This is a genomic window from Sphingomonas bacterium, assembly GCF_028292945.1.
Lineage (GTDB): Bacteria > Pseudomonadota > Alphaproteobacteria > Sphingomonadales > Sphingomonadaceae > Sphingomonas.
Genome location: NZ_JAQGLJ010000028.1, coordinates 12,122 through 33,824 on the forward strand (window position 1 = coordinate 12,122; position 21,703 = coordinate 33,824).

At 66.8% G+C, this 21,703-nt stretch carries 17 protein-coding genes; 7 read left to right on the forward strand and 10 right to left on the reverse strand.

Annotated features, from left to right (window positions below):
* Positions 1–236 precede the first annotated feature (236 nt).
* Positions 237–3,365 (forward strand): TonB-dependent receptor, encoded by a 3,129-nt coding sequence (locus JWN21_RS03670; protein ID WP_299646344.1) that lies wholly within the window; start codon positions 237–239, stop codon positions 3,363–3,365.
* Between the two features lie 214 nt (positions 3,366–3,579).
* Here JWN21_RS03670 and JWN21_RS03675 read toward each other — a convergent pair whose 3' ends face one another.
* Complete coding sequence (locus tag JWN21_RS03675; protein WP_299646346.1) at positions 3,580–4,830, reverse strand: TetR/AcrR family transcriptional regulator; 1,251 nt, start codon at positions 4,828–4,830, stop codon at positions 3,580–3,582.
* A gap of 144 nt (positions 4,831–4,974) precedes the next feature.
* Here JWN21_RS03675 and JWN21_RS03680 point away from each other — a divergent pair, with 144 nt between their 5' ends.
* The 5 genes from JWN21_RS03680 (at position 4,975) to JWN21_RS03700 (ending at position 10,237) form a co-directional block, all read left to right on the forward strand.
* Positions 4,975–6,264, forward strand: coding sequence for an acyl-CoA dehydrogenase family protein (locus JWN21_RS03680; RefSeq protein ID WP_299646348.1), 1,290 nt, complete (start codon positions 4,975–4,977; stop codon positions 6,262–6,264).
* A gap of 44 nt (positions 6,265–6,308) precedes the next feature.
* Positions 6,309–7,391, forward strand: a complete 1,083-nt coding sequence (locus JWN21_RS03685; RefSeq protein ID WP_299646350.1) for a Zn-dependent alcohol dehydrogenase — start codon at positions 6,309–6,311, stop codon at positions 7,389–7,391.
* A gap of 6 nt (positions 7,392–7,397) precedes the next feature.
* A complete protein-coding gene (locus tag JWN21_RS03690) occupies positions 7,398–8,465 on the forward strand; it encodes a phosphotransferase family protein (protein WP_299646352.1) in 1,068 nt (355 codons plus the stop codon).
* Between the two features lie 98 nt (positions 8,466–8,563).
* Positions 8,564–9,328, forward strand: a complete 765-nt coding sequence (locus JWN21_RS03695; RefSeq protein WP_299646354.1) for an SDR family NAD(P)-dependent oxidoreductase — start codon at positions 8,564–8,566, stop codon at positions 9,326–9,328.
* Between the two features lie 96 nt (positions 9,329–9,424).
* Complete coding sequence (locus JWN21_RS03700; RefSeq protein WP_299646356.1) at positions 9,425–10,237, forward strand: SDR family NAD(P)-dependent oxidoreductase; 813 nt, start codon at positions 9,425–9,427, stop codon at positions 10,235–10,237.
* 81 nt (positions 10,238–10,318) lie between these two features.
* On the opposite strand, the gene JWN21_RS03705 is transcribed toward JWN21_RS03700, so the two are convergent.
* The 8 genes from JWN21_RS03705 to JWN21_RS03740 all read right to left on the reverse strand — a co-directional run bounded on the left by JWN21_RS03705 (position 10,319) and on the right by JWN21_RS03740 (position 19,310).
* The gene (locus JWN21_RS03705) at positions 10,319–10,726 is read right to left on the reverse strand and encodes a BLUF domain-containing protein (protein WP_299646358.1); all 408 of its coding nucleotides are present in this window, start codon (positions 10,724–10,726) and stop codon (positions 10,319–10,321) included.
* A gap of 76 nt (positions 10,727–10,802) precedes the next feature.
* Positions 10,803–11,705 carry an acyl-CoA thioesterase II gene (locus tag JWN21_RS03710; RefSeq protein WP_299646360.1) on the reverse strand — a complete coding sequence of 301 codons (903 nt, stop codon included), beginning with the start codon at positions 11,703–11,705 and terminating at the stop codon, positions 10,803–10,805.
* The gene (locus JWN21_RS03715; RefSeq protein WP_299646362.1) at positions 11,705–12,829 is read right to left on the reverse strand and encodes an acyl-CoA dehydrogenase family protein; all 1,125 of its coding nucleotides are present in this window, start codon (positions 12,827–12,829) and stop codon (positions 11,705–11,707) included. Before JWN21_RS03715 ends, JWN21_RS03710 begins: the two co-directional genes overlap by 1 nt.
* 41 nt (positions 12,830–12,870) lie before the next feature.
* Entirely contained in the window at positions 12,871–14,061 is a 1,191-nt protein-coding gene (locus JWN21_RS03720; protein ID WP_299646364.1) for an acyl-CoA dehydrogenase family protein, read from the reverse strand.
* A gap of 7 nt (positions 14,062–14,068) precedes the next feature.
* On the reverse strand, positions 14,069–14,512 hold the full coding sequence (locus tag JWN21_RS03725; protein WP_299646366.1) for a VOC family protein: 444 nt from the start codon (positions 14,510–14,512) through the stop codon (positions 14,069–14,071).
* On the reverse strand, positions 14,509–15,816 hold the full coding sequence (locus JWN21_RS03730) for an amidase family protein (RefSeq protein ID WP_299646368.1): 1,308 nt from the start codon (positions 15,814–15,816) through the stop codon (positions 14,509–14,511). The genes JWN21_RS03725 and JWN21_RS03730 overlap by 4 nt, the downstream gene beginning before the upstream one ends.
* Positions 15,817–15,957: 141 nt before the next feature.
* Positions 15,958–17,988 carry a 3-hydroxyacyl-CoA dehydrogenase NAD-binding domain-containing protein gene (locus tag JWN21_RS03735; protein WP_299646370.1) on the reverse strand — a complete coding sequence of 677 codons (2,031 nt, stop codon included), beginning with the start codon at positions 17,986–17,988 and terminating at the stop codon, positions 15,958–15,960.
* 98 nt (positions 17,989–18,086) lie between these two features.
* Entirely contained in the window at positions 18,087–19,310 is a 1,224-nt protein-coding gene (locus JWN21_RS03740) for a serine hydrolase (protein ID WP_299646372.1), read from the reverse strand.
* Positions 19,311–19,459: 149 nt separating this feature from the next.
* Here JWN21_RS03740 and JWN21_RS03745 point away from each other — a divergent pair, with 149 nt between their 5' ends.
* Entirely contained in the window at positions 19,460–21,157 is a 1,698-nt protein-coding gene (locus JWN21_RS03745) for a class I adenylate-forming enzyme family protein (protein ID WP_299646378.1), read from the forward strand.
* Between the two features lie 10 nt (positions 21,158–21,167).
* Here the strand turns inward: JWN21_RS03745 and JWN21_RS03750 are convergent, their stop codons facing one another.
* A complete protein-coding gene (locus JWN21_RS03750; protein WP_299646374.1) occupies positions 21,168–21,467 on the reverse strand; it encodes a putative quinol monooxygenase in 300 nt (99 codons plus the stop codon).
* Positions 21,468–21,703: the final 236 nt, after the last annotated feature.

The window sequence follows — 21,703 nt, forward strand, 5'->3', positions numbered from 1 at the left end:
CGTATGACCATCCGCTTCAGTCACGATCAGCCTCTTCGTCCTGATCGCTACTGAGGGTCGGTCCTCGAATGTCGGGTTTGGACCGTAGAGGACCGTTGCGTATCAGCAACACCTGCCACAATGTTGCAGTTCTGCTGCGCTGCACCCTAATGTAACCGCTTGACCGTCCGTGGCCCCCGGCTTCTATTCGAGTTGACGGTACGGTGCGCAAGTCACCGGCCGCATAGGAGGGTGAGATGGCCAAGCAGCGGTTCCTGGTGGCGTGCGCGTTTTCTGTTCTGGCGCTTGCGAGCGCGTCACCGGTGGCGGCGCAGGTAGGTGGCAATGCCGGCGCGCAGGACGCGCCTACTCAGGCCGCCGGGGTGCAGCCGGTCGACCAGACGCAGACGGACGGCTCGCCGGTGCGTGAGGTGGTGGTCACCGGTTCGTTGATCCAGGGCACGGCGGAGGACGCGGCGCTGCCGGTCGACGTGATCGGCGCGGCGGAGCTTGCCAAGCAGGGTTCGCCCTCTCCGGTCGAGCTGCTGAAGAACCTGCCGACCTCGAGCGGGGTGCTGGGCGACTCCAACCAGTTCGACAGCCGCAGCCAGGGCGCCGAGGGCATCGCCAGCGCCAATCTGCGTGGGCTGTCGCCTCAGCGCACGCTGGTGCTGCTCAACAGCAGGCGTCTGACGACCTCGGGCAATGGCGTGCCCGTGGTCGACCTTAACCTGCTCCCCCAGGCGGCGATCGGGCGTGTCGAGGTGCTCAAGGACGGTGCGGCCGCGACCTATGGTTCCGACGCGGTCGCCGGTGTGATCAACTTCATCACCCGCACCGACCAGGAAGGCTTTCAGGTCGCGGGCAACTACCGGTTCGTGAAATCCACCGACGGCGACGTCGACGTGTCGCTGTCGTACGGCCATCGTGGCGACAACTGGCGGTTCCTGGTCGCGGCGGGCTTTCAGAAGCGCGGCGAACTGCTCGCCAGGGAGCGCGATTTCGCCGTTCGACCTTTTGCAGAGAACCCCCAGGGTGGCTTCACGGGCGGCGGCAACCCGGCCAATTTCATCGCAGTCAGTGCGGCAGGTGCGCCGATCGCGATCACCGGCCCGACCGGCATCGTCGGCACCATTCAGAGCGACACGAGCTGCGCCGCGCTGGGCGGCTTCGTGGGCCGGCCATATGCGGCGCGGCCGACGGGTCAATGCTACACGCAATATTCCCCCTACGACGCGCTGGTGGATCTCGAGAAGCGCGGCCAGGCGTTCGTGGACTTCGAGGTCGATCTGACTCCCAGCGTGACCTTCCAGACCACGCTTCTATATGGTCGCACGACCGTTCCGCATTATCTGACCTCACCTTCCTACATCTTGACGCAGTCGCCTTCGCCGGCCTCGTTCACCACGCCGGCGGGGACCTCGGCCTCGCCTTTCGCTGCGTTCGGCGCCAGCGGCTTCTTCGTACCATCCAACAATCCGGGGTTGGTCGCCTATCGGGCCGCCAACCCGGCGCAATTTCCCGGCGCGACGACGAACGGCAACGCGCTGTTCCCGACCCTGCTGTTCCGGCCATTCCTGGCCGGCGGCAATCCGCTGTTCAACGGCGACGACAATCAGCCGGGCTCGTCACGCGGTGGCCGCAAGAGTGAGAGCTTCCGCGCCACCGGCGAACTCCGCGTCGATCTCAGCGACGATCTCGATCTCACGGTGTCGGGCACCTATCACGACTATTTTCGCCAAACGACGGGGTTCGACTCGTTCGGCGACCGCGTGCAGCGCGCCTTGCTGGGCTTTGGCGGGTTCAATTGCAGCGGGACCACGCCGGGCGCGAACGGGTGCCTGTTCCTCAATCCGTTCGGCAATCAGTCGACAATGAACCCGGCGACAGGGGCGGTTAACCCGCAAGGCACGGCCGCGCTCGCCAACTCGCTCGAGGTCAGCCGCTATATCTTCCAGCCCTCCTTCACCAACGTCGATACCGAGCTGTTCGTGGGCGAGGCGTCGATCAGCGGCTCGACCGGGCTGACGCTGCCCGGCGGCGACGTGAAGTTCGGCATCGGCGGGCAGTACCGTCACACCTGGCTGGACATCAGCTACGGCGCCAACAGCAACATCGTCCAGAATCCGTGCCGCGAATCGCCGATCAACGGGAACACGAATCCGCTCGCCTGCTCGGGTGGCGCGGCTCCCAACGGCGCCTTTGCGTTCCTGGGGACGGGGCGAAACAATGTTCTGAACGGCGGCATCTATGCCGTCTTTGGCGAACTGCAGATCCCGGTCTTCGATGCCCTGGACATCCAGCTCGGGGCACGCTTCGAGGACTATGGCGGGCAGACGGGCTCCACCTTCAATCCGCAGGCGCGAGCCCGTTTCCAGGCGCTGCCGTGGCTCGCGTTCCGTGGCGGGATCGGGACGACCTTCCGTGGCCCGACGCTGCCCAACCTCGACCCGAACCGCGTCACGGCGCTGCAGCTGATCGGCTCCGCCTTCCGTCCCGTGGACGTGTTCGGCAACCCGGCGCTGAAGCCGGAGAAGTCGACCAACTATTCGGGCGGCATCCTGCTCAGCGGCGGCGGGTTCTCGGCGAGCCTTGACTATTATCGCTACAAGCTGCGCGAGGCGATCATCGGCGACCCGCTGGGTGCGATGGTGGCGACGCTGTTCCCAACCACGACGACGAACACCTGCGCTACGAACGCGGCGCTGGCGGCGCGCTTCACGTTCACGACCGCGGGCTGCGCGGGGGGCACGGCCGCAATCACGCGCGTCACCACCCGCCTTCAGAACGGCCCGGAGCAGATCAACGAGGGCGTGGACCTCGTGGTCAACTTTCGCGAGAACAACATCGGCGGCAGCGACATCCGGGCGGGCATCGGCGGTAGTGTGACCTACGTCATCCAGAATTCGATTGGCGCGATAACCGTCGCTGGAGTGCTGGTGCAGCAGCCGTTCGACGGCGTCGGGCTGCTGAATTACCAGTCGGCGCTTTATCCGGTGCCGGAATATAAGGGCCAGGCATTCATCGACTTCGGTGTCGGTCCGCTGGATGCGCGATTCCAGGTGAACTACACAGGTGGCCTGCACGACCAGCGGTCCGGGCAGCGTCCTGGCTTCGGGGCATCGGGGCCGTTCATCCCCAACAACGATATTCGGGATGCTGCCGGCAATCCCACGACGTTGCTGCAGGGTGCGGACATCGACAAGTTCGTGACTGCCGATCTGAACGTGCAGATGCAGGTCATGGAGCAGCTGACGCTGACCGGCACCATCACCAATCTGTTCGACCAGGATCCGCCGTTCGCGCGGGAGGATTACAATTATGAGCCGTTCATCGGCAACCCGCTGGGCCGGACGTTCAAGGTAGGATTGTCGGCGCGGTTCTAGCGCTGTCGGTCTCGCGTGCAGCATTGCTGCACGCGAGACCGACAAGCTCGGCCGGCGGGGCGGCGCAGCCGAACCGGTTCGACGTCACGGCGCGGCTTTGCCGCGTCGAACCCTGCGGAGGAAGTCAGGCGCGACGCGGCAAGGCCGCGTCGTCGGACGGGTTCGGCGTTGCCGTCCCGCCGGCCGCGCTTGTCTGCGTGGTGAGTAGCTTGCGCTACTCCCTCTCGCCCACTGCGCGATCATCGAACAGTCCGAACAGCAGCGTCGATGCGTACATCGCGATCGCCCGCTCGCGCGGCATCGTCGCCGCCCATTTGCGCATGTCGAACGCGGCGTTCTGCAGCGCCATCAGCGTCTGGCTGGCGATCAGCGCGTCGACGGGGCGGCACGAGCCCTCCGCGATCCCGTCCATGATCGTGCCCGCGTAACGCCGCGCAACCAGATTGGATCGGTCGACCATGGCGCTGCGGACGTTCGCGGGCAGGCCGCTGAGCGCCGTCGTCCGCAGCAAGGGCGCGCGCTCGGCGAACTGGACATCGAGCAGCGTCGCCACCGCCGAGGACAGCCGTTGCCAGTGCGTGCCCCCGGCTTCATCCGCCAGTCGCTGCGCCGCGGCGATCGTGTCGAAGCTGCGGCGATAGCACGCGATCACCAGATCGTCCTTCGCGTCGAGATGATGGTAGAAGCTGCCCTTGGTGACGTTCAGCTGCGAGGCGATGCGCTGCACGGACGCGCCGCGATAGCCGAGCTCGTTGATCAGGCGCGTCGCCGCAAGCAGGAACGCCGCGCGCCCCGGTTCACGTTCGTCATGCGCCAGATCCAGCGACAGCGGAGTCCAGGCGGCGGCCGGGCCCGCAATGCCATGCGCGAAGATGTCGAACAGCCGCGCTTCGACGCGCGGGTACTGGTCGGGCTCGTAGCGAAGCAGCCAGGCCGGCAGCCAGAAGGTGTTCTCCAGCAGCACGTGCGCGCGGGCACCGTGCAGGTCCTTGGCGGCGCGGTTGGCCGGTCGGCCCCACAGCGCGCGCGTGCGTCGGAAGACCTCGCGCCAGCCCGACATCAGCCGTTCGCGCGCGGGGTCCTCCATGGCGCGCAGGTCGGACAGCACCGCCAGCGGCCGCTCGTCGCCGGTCCGCACGCGCTCAAGTCGCGCCATGTTGAGCGCCAGGTAGCGACGCACGCGGTCGGCCGGGGTGGCGGCTTCCAGGGCAGCGTCGAGCATCACCAGCAGATAGTCGAGCGTGTGCTCGAAGGCGGCGGCGGCAAGGTCTTCCTTGCGCTTGAAATAATAGGTGACGCTGGTGGTGTTCAGCCCGACGCGACGCGCGACGTCCGCGAAGGTCATGCCTTTTGCCGACTGCTCGTTGATGGCCTCGGCGGCGGCGGCGAGGATGGCCTCGCGCTTCTGCTGAAAGCGCGCGGTGCCGCCGGCCGGGTTTCGGCTTGTGGGTGGCTCTCCCTCCATTCCCGCAGCCTAGCGGTCGGACGTTTAGAAGCAACAGCCGCTTTGCCCACAGGTGCAGGAACCGCCCAAACGCGGCTTTACCGAAAACGCGGTATGGCTTAAGCCCGCTCCAACAGCTTCCACCCGCATGTGAGAAACCAAGCTATGGACTTCACCCTCAGCGAGCGCGAAACCTATTTCCGGGACCGGGTGAAGGACTTCATCGCCCGCGAGATAGCCCCGCGCAACGACGAGTATCGGAGCCAGGCGTATGAGGGCGAGCGCTGGAAGGTGCTGCCGGTGATCGAGGAGGTCAAGGAGAAGGCGAAGGCGGCGGGGCTGTGGAATTTCTTCATGCCGCCGCATTCCGGCCAGACGCATGTCGACGACAGCTTCGAGTTCGAGGGCACGCAGCTCACCAATCTGGAATACGCGCTGTGCGCCGAGGAGATGGGCAAGCTCGGCTGGTCGTCGGAGTGCTTCAACTGCTCCGCGCCCGACACCGGCAACATGGAGGTATTTCACCGCTATGGCACGCGCGAGCAGAAGGAGCAGTGGCTGCGCCCGCTGATGGAGGGCAAGATCCGCTCGGCGTTCCTGATGACGGAGCCGGCGGTCGCCTCCTCCGACGCGACCAACATCGAAACCCGCATGGAGCGTGACGGTGACGAGTACGTCATCAACGGCACCAAATGGTGGTCGTCGGGGGTCGGCGACCCGCGCTGCGCGGTCGCGATCGTCATGGGCAAGACCAACCCGGAGGGTTCGCGCCACAGCCAGCAGAGCCAGATCCTGGTGCCGATGGACACGCCCGGCGTGACGATCAAGCGGATGCTGAGCGTCTATGGCTATGACCACGCGCCGCACGGGCATGGTGAGGTCGAGCTGAAGGACGTGCGCGTGCCCGTCGAGAACGTGCTGCTGGGCGAGGGGCGTGGCTTCGAGATCGCGCAGGGGCGACTGGGGCCGGGCCGCATCCATCATTGCATGCGCACCATCGGTGTCGCCGAGACCGGGATCGAGGCGATGGCCAAGCGGCTGCTGTCGCGCGTCGCGTTCGGCAAGACGCTGTCGAGCCACTCGGTATGGGAGGAGCGGCTGGCGCGCGCGCGGATCGACATCGAGATGACCCGGCTGCTGTGCCTGAAGGCGGCCGACATGATGGACCGCGCCGGCAACAAGTCCGCCCAGCAGGAAATCGCGATGATCAAGGTGCAGGCGCCGAACATGGCGCTCAAGATCCTCGACGACGCGATCCAGGCACATGGCGGCGGCGGCGTGTCCGGCGATTTCCATCTCGCCAGCGCCTGGGCGTCGATGCGGACGCTGCGCTTCGCCGACGGGCCGGATGAGGTCCACAACCGCGCGATCGCGCGCAACGAGTTCGGGAAGTACGCGGATTATCGGGCGAACAACGACCGGGTGTCGTCTGGCGATATGGCGGCGACGCGCTAGCCATCTCGCCCGGGACGCGAACTGAATATCAGCGAAGGGACAGCATGAAGGCCGCCGTACTTTTCGAAGCCAAGACACCGCTGCGGATCGAGGACGTCACCGTCGACAAGCCGCAGGCGCACGAGGTGCTGATCCGCACCGTTGCGTGCGGGGTGTGCCGGTCGGACCTGCACTTCGTCGACGGGGCGTATCCGCATCCGCTGCCAGGCATTCCCGGGCATGAGGCGGCGGGCGTGGTCGAGGCGGTCGGCGAGGAGGTGCGTACGGTCAAGGTCGGCGATCACGTCGTCACCTGCCTGTCGGCGTTCTGCGGCCATTGCGAGTTCTGCGTCACCGGGCACATGTCGCTGTGCATCGATCCCGGCGTGAAGCGCGCCAAGGGTGCGAAGCCCCGGCTGATGCTGGGCGATCAGCCGATCGCGCAGATGCTGAACCTCAGTGCCTATGCCGAGATGATGCTGGTGCACGAGCATGCCTGCGTCGCGATCGACCCGGAGATGCCGCTGGATCGCGCCGCGATCCTGGGGTGCGCGGTGACGACTGGCGCGGGCGCGATCTTCAACACCGCGAAGGTGGTGCCCGGCGAAACGGTTTGCGTGGTCGGCTGCGGCGGCGTCGGGCTGGCGGCGGTCAATGCGGCGCGGATCGCGGGCGCGGGCAAGGTGATCGCCGTCGATCCCGTGGCCGAGAAGCGCGCGCTGGCGATGAAGCTGGGCGCGACGCACGCGATCGACTCGACGAGCGGCACCGCGGCGGACGAGGTGGTCGAGCTGTCGCGCGGCGGCGTCCACCATGCGATCGAGGCGGTCGGGCGGAGCCAGTCCGCGGCAACCGCGGTCAAGGTGCTGCGGCGCGGCGGCACGGCGACGATCCTGGGAATGATGCCGCTGGGCGAGAGCGTCGGGCTGTCCGCGCTGGAGCTCTTGGCGGACAAGAAGGTGCAAGGTGCGCTGATGGGCCGCAACCACTTCCCTGTCGACATCCCGCGTCTGGTCGACTTCTACCAGCGCGGGCTGCTCGATCTCGACACGATCATCGCCGACCGCATGCCGCTGGAGCGCATAAATGATGCCTTCGACGAGTTGCGCCGGGGCGATACGACGCGCAGCGTGATCACGTTCGGATGATCCGTCATGACTGACGCAGCAGCGGCGACCATGGCCGGCACGATCGCGGCCGAAGGCAAGGACCGGCTGGACGAGGCGAAGCTGACCGCTTGGATGGAGGCGAACGTCGCCGGGTTTGCAGGCCCGCTGAGCTATACCAAGTTCGCGGGCGGACAATCAAACCCGACCTACAAGCTGAGCAGCCCGTCGGGCACCTATGTCCTGCGTCGCAAGCCGTCCGGCAAGCTGCTGCCCAGCGCCCATGCGGTCGATCGCGAATATCGCCTGATCGCGGGATTGCACCCGACCGGCTTTCCTGTCGCGCGGCCCTATGGCCTGTGCACCGACGACGGCGTGGTGGGGACGATGTTCTACGTCATGGGCTTCGCCGACGGGCGCAACCTGTGGGACGGGACGCTGCCCGACTATGCGCCGGCGGAGCGGACCGCGATCTACCATGCGATGGGCGACACGCTCGCCGCCCTGCACAATACCGACTATGTCGCGGCCGGGCTCGGCGAATACGGCAAGCCCGGCAATTATTTCGCGCGTCAGGTCGAACGCTGGACCCGGCAGTATCGCGCGTCCGAGACCGAGCACATGCCGGAGGTGGAGCGGCTGATCGAGTTCCTGGCGCGAACGGTCCCCGAGCAGACGCGCACCAGCATCGTTCATGGCGACTATCGCATCGACAACATGATCCTTCATGCCACCGAGCCTCGCGTGATCGCGGTGCTCGACTGGGAACTGTCGACGCTGGGCGATCCGCTGGCGGATTTCTCCTACTTCCTCATGAGCTGGGTGACGCAGCCCGAGGGTCGCTCCGGCGTCCTGGGACGGACCGGACCAGAGACAGGAATTCCGCCGATCGAGGAGATGGTGGAGCGCTATTGCGCCGCCACCGGTCGCGACGGGGTCCCCGACCTGAACTGGTATTTCAGCTACAATCTGTTCCGCCTGACCGGCATCGTCCAGGGCATCAAGAAACGGATCGTCGACGGCACCGCCTCCAGTGCACAGGCGGAGAAGTCCGCAGCGGGCGTGTATCGGCTGGCCAAGGCAAGCTGGGACTTCGCGGAGAAGGCGGGGGCGTAACAATTCCCCTCCCGATTGCGGGAGGGGCTCAGGGGGTGGATAGGTCGGGGTAGGCATCAGGCCCGCCCCGGCCCCTCCCCAAGCGGGAGGGCAGTAGAATGAGCCAGTTCGATCTTACCGGACGCACCGTCGTCATCACGGGATCGTCGCGTGGCATCGGCAAGGCGTCGGCCTTCGCCTGTGCCGAGCAGGGCGCGCGGGTCGTCATCTCCAGCCGCAAGCAGGATGCTTGCGACGAGGTGGCGGCGGAGATCAACGCGCGCTTTGGTGAGGGCAGGGCCATCGCCGTGGCGGCCAATATCTCGGACAAGGCGGGGCTGCAGCATCTGGTGGACGAGAGCGTGCGCGCGTTTGGGCAGATCGACTGCCTGGTCTGCAACGCCGCGTCGAACCCCTATTACGGCCCGCAGGAGGGGATCGCGGACGAGCAGTTCCGCAAGATCCTCGACAACAACATCATTTCCAACCACTGGCTGATCTCGATGGTCGCGCCCGCGATGCGTGAGCGCAAGGACGGCTCGATCGTGATCGTGTCGTCGATCGGCGGGCTGCGCGGCTCGCCGATCATCGGGGCCTACTGCATCTCCAAGGCGGCCGACATGCAGCTCGCCCGCAACCTGGCGGTGGAATATGGCCCGCACAACGTCCGGGTGAACTGCATCGCGCCCGGCCTGATCAAGACCGACTTCGCCAAGGCTTTGTGGGAGGATCCCAAGCGCATCGAGGAGTCGAACAATCGCGTGCCGCTGCGCCGGATCGGCGAGGCTGACGAGATCGCCGGCGCGGTCGTGTTCCTGGCCAGCCGTGCGTCGACATTCATGACCGGCCAGACGATGGTGATCGACGGAGGCGTGACGATCTGATTCCTCACCGTTCGTCCCGAGCGAAGTCGAGGGATGGGCAGCAGGGCATCGCCCGGCAAGGTGTCTCGACTTCGCTCGACACGGACGGAGATTTGAATGCGGTTCGAAGGCAGGTCCATCATCGTCACCGGTGCCGGCTCGGGCATCGGCCGCGCCGCGGCGATCCAGTTCGCCGGCGAGGGCGGGCAGGTGCTCTGCGCCGACAAGACCGATGGGGCCGAGGCGACCGTCGCCGCCATCCGCGACTTCGGCGGGATCGCGGAGGCGTTGCAGATGGACGCTGGGCTGGAGGCTGACGTCGAGCGTGCGGTCGCGCTGGCGGTCGAGCGGTTCGGCGGGCTGGACGTGATGTTCGCCAATGCCGGGATCTCGGGCGGGGTGGCGAACATCTTCGACACGCCGGTCGAGCTGATCGCGGAGGTGCTGCGCGTCAATCTGATCGGACCGTTCCTGGCGATCAAGCATGCCGCGCCACGCATTGCCGAGCAGGCGGCCAAGAACGGAAAGGGGGGGGCGATCGTGCTGACCGCCAGCGTCGCCGGCATCCGTTCGGGTGCGGGGTCACCGGCGTATTCGGCCTCCAAGGCGGGGGTCATCAACCTGGCCAAGACGGCGGCACAGCAACTGTCGGGGTCGAACGTGCGGGTCAACGCGATCTGCCCCGGCCTCACGGAAACGGGCATGACAAAGCCCACCTTCGACTATGCGCGCGAGGCGGGTAAGATGGATCGGGTCGGTCGTCTCAATCCGCTGCGGCGCGGCGCCCAGCCAGACGAGCTGGCGAAGGTGGCATTGTTCCTGGCATCCGACGACGCCAGCTACGTCAACGGGCAGGCGATCGCGGTCGACGGCGGGCTGTCCTCGTCGCACCCGGTGACGAAACAGGAATATGGCCGCACCGCTGTCTAGAGTGTGATCCATCCTGGACGAATGTGAATGCAGATCAGCTAAACGTGGCGCGCGACGACCTTTAGCTGCTGGAGCAAAGGATCAAGCCGCCGCCTGGCGCTCCGCGAAGCCGGTGAAATAGCCGCGCAACGACGGATCGGTGATCGGCGTGATCAACGTGTCGACCGCCTGCGAGATTGTGCCGCCTTCACCGGCGCGGCCGCCCGCCTGGGCGCCCATCGCCCACGCCGCGAACTGCCGCGTCTCGATCTGCTCGCGCGCGAGCAGCACGACGGCAAAATGGCGCGTGTCGGCGGTGATGCGGTTGTAGGTTGTCATGACCGCCTCCTCAGGACCTTCCAGCGCCTGCAGGAATCGGCGGCCGCCGAGGATCAACAGGCCGGTGACGCCCACCCGCGCATTGTTGCGGCGCGACACGCGCAGGACATCGGCGAGCTGTTCGGGCGTGAGCGGCTGACGGGCGGTGCTGATGTAAAGCAAGCGGATCATGGCGGAAACTCTTCAGGTGGCGAAGCTTTCGTACCGCTATTCGACAAAATATCGGTAAATCCGCGGCTGATGCAGTTTAAGGCGCGCGCAGCCTGATCAGGCCTTCCTGCGCGACGCTGGCGATCAGGCGCCCGTCCTGGCTGAAGATGCTGCCCCGGTTCATGCCGCGCCCGTGGCCGGCCCACGGGCTGTCTGTCGCGTACAGCATCCATTCGTCGGCGCGAACGGGGCCATGTAGCCACAGCGCGTGATCCAGGCTGGCGCTCTGCATGCCGGGTGTCGTCCAGTTGACCCCGTGCGGCATCATCGATGTCGCCATCAGCGCCATGTCGGACGCATAGGCGAGCACCGCGCGGTGCAGCGCCGGGTCGTCGCCGATCGGCGCGACGACACGGAACCAGCTGCGGTTGACCGGCTCGCGCTTGACCGGTGTGAACCAGCTGCGCGGGTAGAGCGGGCGGATGTCGATCGGGCTAGTTCGGCGCAGGAAGAAGGTACGAAACTTCTCGGGGATGTCGTTCACCGCCTCGCGGCGCAGCTCGGTTTCGGTCTTGAGCGTCTCCGGCCCCGGCACGTCGGGCATCGTGTCCTGATGATTCAGGCCCTCTTCAGGGGTCTGGAACGAGGCGATCATGTTGAGGATCGGCTGTCCGCGCTGCAAGGCGATCACGCGACGGTTGGCAAAGCTCTTGCCCTCGAAATCGCGAACCACCCGGAACACGATCGGGAACTGCTCGTCGCCCGCTCGCATGAAATAGCAGTGGAGCGAATGCGCGTCCTTGCCCTCCGTCGAGCGTTGCGCGGCCTGCAGCGCCTGCGCGATCACCTGTCCGCCGAACACGCGACCCTTGCCGCCGGGCATGCGCGCGCCGCGATAAAGGTCGGTGTCGATCTCCTCCACGTCGAGCAGGCGGACCAGGTTGGCCGCGAGCTCTTCGGGCGGCGGTGGGGTCCACTCTGCTGTTTCAGCTTCCGACATCAGTAACCGGCCGCGCGCGCGAGCTTGTCGGCGTGATAGTTCGCGTCGCCGAACAGTTCGGCCAAGACGCGCGCGCGCTTCATGTAGAAGCCGATGTCGTACTCGTCGGTCATGCCGATGCCGCCGTGCATCTGCACACCTTCCTGCACGCTGAGCGTGGTGGCGGTGGCGGCGAACGCCTTCGCAACGGAAACTGCCTCGTCGGCATGCTCCGAACCGGAGTCGAGCAACTGCTGTGCCTTGAGCACGGCGGCGCGGGCGACCTCCATCTCGGAGTACAGGTGCGCGGCGCGGTGCTGGAGCGCCTGGTAGCTGCCGATGACGGTGCCGAACTGCTTGCGTTCCTTGAGGTATCCCAGCGTCATGTGCATGGCACCCCCGCCAACGCCCAGCAGCTCGGCGGACGCGCCCGCGCGACCGGCGCGGAGCAGGCGGTTGAGTGGGTCGCGCCCGGCGTCGACTTCGCCGATCACCGCGTCCGCGTCGACCTGGATACCGTCGAAGGTCACACGCGCGGCGATGCTGGCGTCTGCGAGGCGTTCGGGTTCCGCAGCGAACCCCGCGTCCTTGGGAACGGCGAACAGCGTGACGCCGTCCTCGTCGCCGGGCGCCCCGGCGGTGCGGGCGCTGACGATCAGCAGGTCGGCGACGTGGCCGTGCGTGACGAAGCGCTTCTCGCCCGACAGCCTGAAGCCGTTGCCGGAGCGCTCCGCCTTCAACCCGACGCTGTCACGGTGCTTGGCGCCCTCGTCGAGCGCCAGCGCGGCGATGGTGTCGCCTGCGACGATGGCGGGGAGCCAGCGTTCCGCCGCGCCCGTGCCCTTCAGCGCCTCGACGGCGGCGACCGCGGTGGCGAGGAACGGGGAGGGCGACAGGTTGCGGCCGATCTCCTCCAGCACCACGCCCGCCTCGACATGGCCGAGCCCCAGGCCGCCATGATCCTCGCCGACCAGGATACCGGTGAAACCCATCTCCGCGAACTGCTTCCACAGGTCGCGCGAAAAGCCGGTGGGGTCGTTCGCATCGCGCAGGGCTCGCATGTGCGACACGGGTGCTGCGTCGGCGATGAAGTCGCGCGCCGTGTCGCGGAGCATCTGTTGTTCGTCGTTGAGGTAGAGAGGCATTGGTCTTCTTTCTTTCTTCTCTCCCGTTTGCGGGAGAGGGCTCAGGACGCCGGCAATTCCAGGATGCGCTTGGCGATGATGTTGAGCTGGACCTCGCTGGTGCCGCCTTCGATCGAGTTCGCCTTGGTGCGCAGCCAGGCGCGTGGGGCGCTGCCGCCGTTGGAGCGGTCGCTCTCCCATTCCAGCGCGTCTGAGCCCCCCGCCGCCATCAGCAGCTCGTGGCGGTCCTTGTTCAGCTCCGTGCCGACATATTTCATCATGCTGGGCTGCGCGGGATGCGCCTTGCCCGCCTTCAGATCGTCGATGAACTTCTCCGACATCGAGCGGAACGCCTTGGCGCGGACCTCGAAGGCGGCGATCTGGCCGCGCAGCAGCGGGTCGGCGAGACGCCCATCGTGGTCGAGGCCGATCGTCGCGATCGCGCCCTCGATCAGCGGATTGCCGCCCGTGCCGCCGAGGCCCATGCCGGAGATCATCTCGCGCTCATGCCCGAGCAGGTATTTGGCGACGTCCCAGCCCTTGTTCTCGTCGTGGATGCGCTGGCTCTTGGGGACGCGAACGTCGTCCATGAAGGTTTCGCAAAAGGGCGAATAGCCGCTGATAAGCAGGATCGGCTTGGTCGAAACGCCTGGCGAGGCCATGTCGAACAGGATGAAGCTGATGCCGCCCTGCTTGCTTTCCCTGGACGTGCGGACGAGGCAGAAGATCCAGTCGGCCTTGTCGGCATAGCTGGTCCACACCTTTTGCCCGTTGACGATATAATCATCGCCATCGGGGACGGCCGAGGCTTGCAGTCCGGCGAGGTCGGAGCCCGCGTTCGGCTCGGAATAGCCCTGGCACCAGCGAATCTCGCCGCGCGCGATCTTGGGAAGGTAGTCGAGCTTCTGTTCCTCGGTGCCATATTTCAGCAGCGCGGGCCCGAGCATCGAGATACCGAAGCTGTTGAGCGGATTGCGCGCGCGGATCGCGGCGAGTTCCTCGCGCAGCACCTTGGTTTCGGCGGCGCTGAGGCCACCGCCGCCATAGGCGGTCGGCCAGTCGGGCACGGTCCAGCCGCGTTCGCCCATGACCTTGAGCCATCGCGCCTGCGGTGGGTTGGCGGCGTGATCGTAGCCGCGGCCGCCCCAGCAGACGTCGGCGTCGGAGCGCACGGGCTCACGCATCTCGGGCGGGCAGTTCGCCGCCAGCCAAGCGCGGGTCTCGGTGCGGAAAGTATCAAGATCGGTCATCATGGTCTCCTCACGCGGCCTGCCCAGCGGCTGGGGCGTCCCGCACGAATTGTATCAGTTCGATGGCGTTGCCGTCCGGGTCGGCGACGAACGCGAAGCGCATGCCCTTCAGCTCGGCGGTGGCGTGCAGCAACGTGCCGCCATGCGCCAGCACCCGTGCGACTGCGCCGTCCACGTCGCGGGTCAGGAAGCCGACCGGGCCGGTGGACGTCCCGACCTCGTAGCTGCGATCGTCCTTGTACGACAGCAGCACGAGCGTGAACTGCTCGCCGGGCATCGCCAGCATCACCTCGCTGAGCGTCGGCAGGTCGACGCGGGTGCGCTCCTCCAGCCCGAAGGTCTGGCGGTAGAAGCTGGTGGCACGCTCGATATCGGCGGTGTTGAGCTTGAAGAAGTTAAGCTTGAAGCGGAGCCGCTCCAGCTCTGGGACGGCGTCGGAGGCTGTCTCAGTCATCGGGTAAGCTCCCAGGCCTGGCGGGCGATCGCGATGGCGTCATGATCGCGATGGCTGGCGGTGATGATCTGGACACCGATCGGCAGACCACGATCGCTGGTCGTGATCGGCACGGCGGTGGCGGGCAGCATCGGGTAGGTGGCGAGGCCGGGAAAGGCGAACTGATAGCCGAACTCGGTCTCCGCACCGTCGATGGTCAGGCGCCGGTTGCGGATGGTCGCGTCGCTGTGCGGATACGCGGTGGTGCCGAGCACTGGTGCGATCACCGCGTCATAGCGTTCGAACAATCGCGCCCAGGCGCGAGCGGTGCGGGCCTGATCGTCGAGCATGGCGAGCCAGTCGGGCAGGGAGGCGACGCTGCCGTCCTCGGCGGGCGCGCCGCGTGCGAGCGTGACGGCGAGCAGGCGCATGTAGTTGGCGAACTGTGCGGTCTGATCGGGGAGCAGCGCGCTGTGCGTATCGACGGTGGCACCGGCGCGGGCGAACGCCTCGCCGACCTGCGCGACGGCGGTGGCGATGGCCGGGTCGACAGGGGCGAGCGGGTGGCTGGTGATGGTCAGCAGCCGCAGGTCGCCGGGAGCGCGGTGACGTGCGCGGGGCAGGGGGATGTCGCTCAGCACGTCGAGTGCGGCGGCGAGGTCTGCACCGTCGCGCGCCATCGGGCCGGTCACCGACATGGCGATCGGCGCGCCATCGGTGCCGGGCAGCATCTGGCCCTCGATCGAGAGCGTGCCGTAGGTCGATTTGTGGCCCCACACGCCGCAGAAATGCGCGGGCACGCGGATCGAACCGCCGATGTCGGAGCCGATTTCCAGCGGCACCATGCCGCTCGCCAGCGCCGCGGCCGAGCCGCCGGACGATCCGCCGCAGGTCAGTGCCGCATCGAGCGGGTGGTTGGTCCGGCCGTAAACCGGATTGACCGATTGCAGGTCGGCGAGGCTGACGGGGACGTTGGTCTTGCCGAGAATGATCGCACCGGCGGCCTTGAGGCGCTGCACGGCTGCCGCATCCTGCGCGGGTTGGTAGTCGCGATGTTCCTCGAAGCCGAATGTGGTGGGCAGGCCAGCGACGTCGAAGCTCTCCTTCACGGTCATCGGCACACCGGCGAAGGGCAGAGTCTTGTCGCCGCTCTGGTCGAAAGCGCGCGCGGTGGCGCGGGCACGGTCGAAGTCGCGCACGACGACCGCGTTGATCGCGGAGTTGCGCGCTTCGATGCGGGCGATGGCGGCGTCGGTTTCGGCGAGCGCGGTGGTCTCGCCGGCGCGGATGGCGGCGGCGGTGGCGAGGGCGGAGCGTTCAGACATTACGGGCCACCTGTGAGGTGTCTCGACTTCGCTCGACACGAACGGGAGGATTGTACCCAACCGCCGTTCGTCCCGAGCGCAGTCGAGGGACACGGACGCACGATCCTGTGTCTCGACTGCGCTCGACACGAACGGCCCTCATCAAAACTTCTCGCCCGCCTCGGCCTTGCGCTTCAGCAGCGGCGCGACCTCCACCCCGTTCTTCTCGAGCCCGGCGACGACCTTGTCGAGACCGACGGTGTTCGCCCAGAACATCGGCCCGCCGCGATAGATCGGCCAGCCGTAGCCGTAGATCCACACCACATCGATGTCGGACGCGCGCTGCGCCATGCCCTCGTCAAGGATCTTCGCGCCCTCGTTGACCATCGGATACAGCGTCGCGGCGATCACGTCCTCGTCGGAGAAGTCCTGCTTTGGCAGGTTGGACTTCGAGCGAAAGTCCTCGATGATCTCCGCCACCTCGGGCGAAGGCGAGGGGGTGCGCTTCTCGTCGTAATCGTAGAAGCCTTTGCTTGTCTTCTGACCCCAGCGCCCCTTCGCGGCGAGCGCGTCGCGAATGCTTTCGATACGCGTGGGGTCCCGGTGCCAGCCGATGTCGACGCCGGCGAGGTCGCTCATCTGGAACGGCCCCATCGGCATCCCGAAGTCGACGATCGCCTTGTCGATCTGTTCGGGACGCGCGCCCTGCATCAGCATCTTGTTGGCCGGCCCCTGGCGCTGCGAGAGCATGCGGTTGCCGATGAAGCCCGGGCACACGCCCGACACCACCGCGACCTTGCCGATCGGCTTGGCGAGCGCCATCACCGTCGCCAGGACGTCGGGGCTGGTCTTGGCACCGCGCACGACCTCCAGCAGCTTCATGACGTTGGCAGGCGAGAAGAAGTGCATGCCGATCACGTCGCCCGGACGGCTGGTGACGGCGGCCATCTCGTCGATGTTGAGATAGGAGGTGTTCGACGCGAGGATCGCGCCGGGCTTGGCAATCTTGTCGAGCTTGCCGAACAGCTCCTTCTTGACGTCCATATTCTCGTAGATCGCCTCGATGATGAGGTCGCAATCGGCAAGATCTTCGAGGTTCAGCGTCGGGGTGAGCAGGCCCATCATCCCCTCGACCTTCTCGGTCGTGTAGCGGCCCTTCTTGGCCGAATTCTCGTAATTGCGGCGGATCACGCCGGTGCCACGGTCGAGTGCCTCCTGCGCGGTCTCGACGATCGTGACGGGGATGCCGGCCTGGAGGAAGTTCATCGAGATGCCGCCGCCCATCGTGCCGGCGCCGATCACGCCGACTTTCTTGATCGGGCGCAGCTGCGTGCCGGCGGGGATGTCGTCGACCTTGGCGGCCTGACGTTCGGCGAAGAACAGGTGGCGCTGCGCGGCGGATTGCGTGCCGCCCATCAGCTTCATGAACTCCTGGCGTTCGAAGGCGATGCCCTCTTCGAAGCTCGCGCCCGATGCCGCCTTTTCGACGCAGGCGATGTTGGCGGCGGGGGCGTCGAAGCCGCGGAACTTGCGCGCGTTAGCTTGCTTGAACTCGGCGACCGCAGCCTCGTCGGCCTGCACGCTGCCTTCGCGGGCGCGGGGCAGGGGGCGCTTGTCCGCGATCTCGCGGGCGAAGGCGATCGCGTCTGCCTCCAGGCTGTCCTCGCCGACGATGCGGTCGATCAGGCCGGCCGCATGCGCCGCCTTGGCGCTGATCGGATCGCCGACCGCCGTCATCTGAAGTGCGAGCTTCACGCCCGCGATGCGCGGGATGCGCTGCGTGCCACCCGCGCCGGGCAGCAGGCCGAGCTTGACCTCGGGCGTGCCGATCTTCGCCGACGGCACCGCGACACGATAATGGCAGCCCAGCGTCACCTCGCAGCCACCGCCCAGCGCGGTGCCGTGGATCGCGGCGACGACGGGCTTTTCGCTGGCCTCGATCGCGTCGATCACCTCGCCAAGACCTGGACCGGTCATCGGCTTGCCGAATTCGGTGATGTCGGCACCCGCGAAGAAGGTGCGCCCGTCGCAGCGGATCACCATCGCCTTGATCGCATCGTCGCCGGCGCCTTCCTTGATCGCGGCGTCGAGGCCGATGCGGACGGCCGCGCCGAGCGCGTTCACGGGCGGGTTGTTGGAGATGATGACGAGGATGTCGTCATGACGTTCGGTGCGGATAGGGGAGGTGGTCATGGTCTCAGCTCCAAAGGAGAGAATTAGAACATCCGTTCGTGTCGAGCGCAGTCGAGACACACTGTCCCTCGACTGCGCTCGGGACGAACGGGCGTGAGTTACGTCAAAGCCGCGTAGATCATCGTCTTGAGCTCCCGGCGGATGGGGTATTGCGACGACGGCATCAGCTGCGTCATGAACACCATGTGCAGCCGCTCGACGGGGTCGATGAAGAAGGCGGTCGAGAACATCCCGCCCCAATAATATTCGCCGGCGCTGCCGGGCATCATCGTCCTGGCGACATCCCCGACCACTGCGAAGCCGAGGCCGAAGCCGGTGCCGGCGTTCTGCGTCTCGCTGAACAGCGACTTGGACATGCTCGACAGGTCAGCGCCGCCAGGGAGGTGGTTCAGGCGCATCAGGTCGAGCGTCTTGCGCCCGATCACCCGCGCGCCTTCGAACGTGCCACCGTTCGCACACATCTGACAGAAGCGGTGATAGTCGAGCGCGGTGGAGACCAGGCCGCCGCCGCCGGACAGGAGATTGGGCCTGCGCGACCAGCTCGACTCGGCCCCCCGATCGTACATGACGCGGGTCTGCCTGGCGGCGTGGAAGGCGTAGCAGTCGGTCAGTCGATCGACCTTGTCGGCGGGCACTTCGAAGAACGTATCGTCCATGCCGAGCGGTGCGAAGATGCGGTCGCGGAAATAGACGTCGAGCGTCTGGCCGGAGACGCGCTCGATCACCGCGCCGAGCACGTCGGTGGAGACGGAGTAGTTCCACGCCTCGCCGGGCGAGAACTCGAGCGGGAGCTTGCCCAGCTTGGCGATGAAGCCGTTGAGGTCGTCGCCGCCATGCCACTCGCCCAGCTTGTCCTTGCGATAGGCGGCGTCGATGTTGGAGCGGTTCTGGAAGCCATAGGTGAGGCCGGAGGTGTGGCGGAGCAGGTCGAGCATCCGCATCGGCTCGGTGGTGGGCTTGGTCACGAACGCCACGCCGGCGCCGCCACCGTTATAGACGCCGACGCCTTTCAGCTCCGGCAGGACGTGGTGCACGGGTGTGTCGACCGCGACCAGCCCGTCCTCGACCAGCTGCATGAACGCGACGGAGGTGATCGGCTTGGTCATCGAGGCGATGCGGAACAGCGAGCGGTCGTCGATCGCCGCGCCGCCTTCTCGCGCCGCACCCTGGCTGGAGAAATGCGCGATCTCGCCGTCGCGCGCGACGAGCAGCTGCACGTGCGGGAGCAAGCCGGTGTCGAGGTAGCGCTCGCGCACGAACGTGTCGATGCGCTGGAGGCGGGCAGGTTCGAAACCCAGTCTAGCAGCGTCGGCGCTCACCATACCTCCAATTCTAATTAGGCGTCCTATTGCCTTGAGCGCGACACGAATCAACTCTAACCTTGCGACCAGTCGGGAAAACCCGATCTTCAGATCAAGAGGATGCCGTGGCCAGCCAACCGATTATCGAGCTTCCCGCCTCATGGCCCGCCATGTCGCTCGCCGACGCCACCGCCGCGCTGACCGCGCCCGGTACGAAGTTCGAGATGGAGACAATCGACATTCGCGGCGTGCCGACGCGGGTGTGGAAGGGCGCGCCGCCGTCGCTGCGCTGGCTGGCGCAGGCGAGCCGGATGCATGGCGAGCGGGTGTTCTCGATCTACGAGGACGAGCGCGTGACGTTCGAAGCGAACTGGCGCGCGATCGCGACGCTGGCGAACCGGCTGGCGGGGATGGGCGTGGGCAAGGGCGATCGCGTGGCACTGGCCATGCGCAACCTGCCGGAATGGCCGGTATGCTTCTTCGCCGCGACGTCGATCGGCGCGATCTGCGTGCCGTTGAACGCCTGGTGGACGGGCGCGGAGCTGGAATATGGCCTGAGCGACTCGGGCGCGAAGCTGCTGATCGTCGACGACGAGCGGCATGCCCGGCTGGCGGCGGTGTACGCGAAGCTGCCCGCATTGGAGCAGGTGATCGTGTCCCGCGCGACGCAACCGCTCGAGGGCGCAACGCGGCTGGAGGAGCTGATCGGCACGCCCCATGGCTGGGCCGAGCTGGCCGAGGCCGAGCTGCCCGCGGCCGAGATCGCGCCGGATGACGACGCGACGATCTTCTACACCAGCGGCACGACCGGGGCGCCGAAGGGCGCGCTGGGCACGCATCGCAACCTGATGACCAACATCATGTCCACTGGCTTCGGCGGGGCGCGCGGCTTCCTGCGGCGCGGCGAGCCGATCCCCGACCCGACGCCAAAGACATCGCTGACCGTCATCCCGCTGTTCCATGTCACTGCCTGTTCGGCGGGGCTGATGGCCAATGTCGCGGGCGGTGGGACCATCGTCTACATGCGCAAGTGGGACCCGATCCGCGCGATGGAGCTGATCGAGCGCGAGAAGGTCAACATGACCGGCGGCGTGCCGACGATCGCGTGGCAGCTGATCGAACACCCCGATCGCCACAAATACGACCTGAGCTCGATCGAGGCGATCGCCTATGGCGGCGCGCCGTCCGCACCCGAGCTGGTCAAGAAGATCCACGAGGAGTTCGGCGCGCTGCCAGGCAATGGCTGGGGCATGACCGAGACGATGGCGACGGTGACCTCGCACTCGTCGGAGGATTACCTCAATCGCCCAACCAGCGCGGGGCCGCCGGTCGCGGTCGCCGACCTGGAGATCAGGGCCGATGATGGTGTCACCGTGCTGCCCACGGGTGAGGTCGGCGAGCTGTGGGCGCGCGGGCCGATGATCGTGAAGGGCTATTGGAACAAGCCGGAGGCGACGGCGGAGACCTTCGTCGATGGCTGGGTGCGCACGGGCGATCTGGCGCGGCTGGACGAAGAGGGGTTCCTCTATGTCGTCGACCGCGCCAAGGACATGATCATCCGCGGCGGCGAGAACATCTATTCGACCGAGGTGGAGAACTGCCTCTACGCGCACCCCGCCGTCACCGATTGCGCGCTGATCGGCCTGCCACACCGCACGCTGGGCGAGGAGCCGGCGGCGGTGGTGCACCTGGCGCCGGGGGAGGAGGCGAGCGAGGCGGAGCTGCAAGCCTGGGTCCGCGAGCGGCTGGCGGTGTTCAAGACGCCGGTCGCGATCCGGTTCGTGGGCGAGACGCTGCCGAGGAATGCGAACGGGAAGATTCTGAAGCGGGAATTGGGGGCATTGTTTGCTGATCGGGTTGGGGCCTGACGAGGTACAGTCAGGTTGGTGTACCGCCGGTCGCGCTATATACAGTCAGCTGCCGATCGATGATCCCCAATGCTGCCCAATTGCTCCGCCAGGACTTCAGGTGATCGGAACGAAGGTGACGATCGAGCGCCGACTGGCCGCTCCACTGCTCGCTGACTCGAATTAGGCCTGGATCGAGCAAATCTTCGGCAAAGTTGTAGTCGAGGCAGCCTTCCTCGGCACGCGACGCAATGACCATCTTCGACATGATGGCGCGTGCGTCTTCAAGACTGGTCGGCGGGAGCCGCACGGTGCCGATTACGATGAGCATGTCAGGTGCCTCTCCTGTCAAGGCGCCCGCTGGAACAGCCAAGCCGACGCAAGCCACATCGCCGTCAGCACGCCCGTCGCGCCGATCACGTCCTTCGGCCACGCCGCGCCGTCCGCACCCGAGCTGGTCAAGAAGATCCACGAGGAATTCGGCGCGCGGCCGGGCAATGGCTGGGGCATGAGCGAGACGATGGCGACGGTGACCTCGCACTCGTCGGAGGATTACCTCAATCGCCC

What these genes read in the sequence shown, in the direction of transcription:
- JWN21_RS03730 (WP_299646368.1), bottom strand. Translation starts at nt 15,816, where the DNA reads ATGTCTGAACGCTCCGCCCTCGCCACCGCCGCCGCCATCCGCGCCGGC.
- JWN21_RS03680 (WP_299646348.1), top strand. Translation starts at nt 4,975, where the DNA reads ATGGACTTCACCCTCAGCGAGCGCGAAACCTATTTCCGGGACCGGGTG.
- JWN21_RS03700 (WP_299646356.1), top strand. Translation starts at nt 9,425, where the DNA reads ATGCGGTTCGAAGGCAGGTCCATCATCGTCACCGGTGCCGGCTCGGGC.
- JWN21_RS03735 (WP_299646370.1), bottom strand. Translation starts at nt 17,988, where the DNA reads ATGACCACCTCCCCTATCCGCACCGAACGTCATGACGACATCCTCGTC.
- JWN21_RS03745 (WP_299646378.1), top strand. Translation starts at nt 19,460, where the DNA reads ATGTCGCTCGCCGACGCCACCGCCGCGCTGACCGCGCCCGGTACGAAG.
- JWN21_RS03715 (WP_299646362.1), bottom strand. Translation starts at nt 12,829, where the DNA reads ATGCCTCTCTACCTCAACGACGAACAACAGATGCTCCGCGACACGGCG.
- JWN21_RS03740 (WP_299646372.1), bottom strand. Translation starts at nt 19,310, where the DNA reads ATGGTGAGCGCCGACGCTGCTAGACTGGGTTTCGAACCTGCCCGCCTC.
- JWN21_RS03685 (WP_299646350.1), top strand. Translation starts at nt 6,309, where the DNA reads ATGAAGGCCGCCGTACTTTTCGAAGCCAAGACACCGCTGCGGATCGAG.
- JWN21_RS03750 (WP_299646374.1), bottom strand. Translation starts at nt 21,467, where the DNA reads ATGCTCATCGTAATCGGCACCGTGCGGCTCCCGCCGACCAGTCTTGAA.
- JWN21_RS03695 (WP_299646354.1), top strand. Translation starts at nt 8,564, where the DNA reads ATGAGCCAGTTCGATCTTACCGGACGCACCGTCGTCATCACGGGATCG.
- JWN21_RS03670 (WP_299646344.1), top strand. Translation starts at nt 237, where the DNA reads ATGGCCAAGCAGCGGTTCCTGGTGGCGTGCGCGTTTTCTGTTCTGGCG.
- JWN21_RS03705 (WP_299646358.1), bottom strand. Translation starts at nt 10,726, where the DNA reads ATGATCCGCTTGCTTTACATCAGCACCGCCCGTCAGCCGCTCACGCCC.
- JWN21_RS03690 (WP_299646352.1), top strand. Translation starts at nt 7,398, where the DNA reads ATGACTGACGCAGCAGCGGCGACCATGGCCGGCACGATCGCGGCCGAA.
- JWN21_RS03720 (WP_299646364.1), bottom strand. Translation starts at nt 14,061, where the DNA reads ATGATGACCGATCTTGATACTTTCCGCACCGAGACCCGCGCTTGGCTG.
- JWN21_RS03725 (WP_299646366.1), bottom strand. Translation starts at nt 14,512, where the DNA reads ATGACTGAGACAGCCTCCGACGCCGTCCCAGAGCTGGAGCGGCTCCGC.
- JWN21_RS03710 (WP_299646360.1), bottom strand. Translation starts at nt 11,705, where the DNA reads ATGTCGGAAGCTGAAACAGCAGAGTGGACCCCACCGCCGCCCGAAGAG.
- JWN21_RS03675 (WP_299646346.1), bottom strand. Translation starts at nt 4,830, where the DNA reads ATGGAGGGAGAGCCACCCACAAGCCGAAACCCGGCCGGCGGCACCGCG.